The 851-nt window shown below is 39.7% G+C and carries 1 protein-coding gene; it reads left to right on the top strand.

The annotated features are described in order from the left end of the window. The coding region (locus OZD62_RS01505) for a collagen-like triple helix repeat-containing protein (protein ID WP_275019281.1) at nucleotides 1-622 on the top strand (622 nt) is incomplete at its 5' end. Nucleotides 623-851: the final 229 nt, after the last annotated feature.

Below are 851 nucleotides of genomic sequence, written 5' to 3'. Positions count from 1 at the left end.
AAAAGGTGTTGATGATGCATTTGTTAAAACTTTAGGACTTACAGATACGCTAAAAACAGAAGTAGTAAAACAGCCTGTTGTGGATGCTATAACTGCTTCTCCTGATTTTACAAATAAGGTATATATTAAAGCTGCTCCAGCCGATGAAGTTTACACTAAAACTGCTGCAGAGACTGCTTTTGTTAAAGCTACAGAGCTTAAAACAAAAGCTGCAGCGAAAGATGTCGTGAATGCTATATTTGATGCAAAAGACGGCGACAAATCAATTTTAGTGGATAAATTAGGAGGATTTCTTGATGCTACTGACACAGCGTATGGTGACAAAAATGATCAAACAGCAAAGGTGTTCTTAGGAGGTAAAGGGCTAAAAGGGGAGACAGGAGCCACTGGTCCTAAAGGAGCAGATGGTAAAGATGGAGCTCAAGGCCCACAAGGGGAGACAGGAGCAGATGGTAAAAGTCCAACAGCTGCTGAAATAGCTACTGAGAAAGCCTTACAAGAGCATGTAACAAAGATAAGCATACAAAGTCCAGAATTTAAAAGAGCTGTGCAAGAGGAAATGTCACAACCGTATTTTGAGCCTCCAACAAGTGATGATGCTGCACTTAATTGGACTTGGTAATACAGCTTAGATCCAAGTAGTCACGCTACTTGGATGACGTCATATGGTCCTCTGATGACGGAAAAAGGACTCGGATAACACCCTACAATGTCATTCCAGCGCGTGACGCTGGAATGGCTTTGTTGCATCGCTACTTATGAAAGGCTAACTATAGTTAGAATTATAAGCAACCTATTGAAAATCTTGTTTTTTTGCAATCAATCTGATCAAATTTAAGAATAGTAATTTA

Origin of the sequence: Wolbachia endosymbiont of Drosophila seguyi, from assembly GCF_028981765.1 — a bacterium.
GTDB lineage: Bacteria > Pseudomonadota > Alphaproteobacteria > Rickettsiales > Anaplasmataceae > Wolbachia > Wolbachia pipientis.
This window is presented reverse-complemented; position numbering and strand designations above follow the sequence as displayed.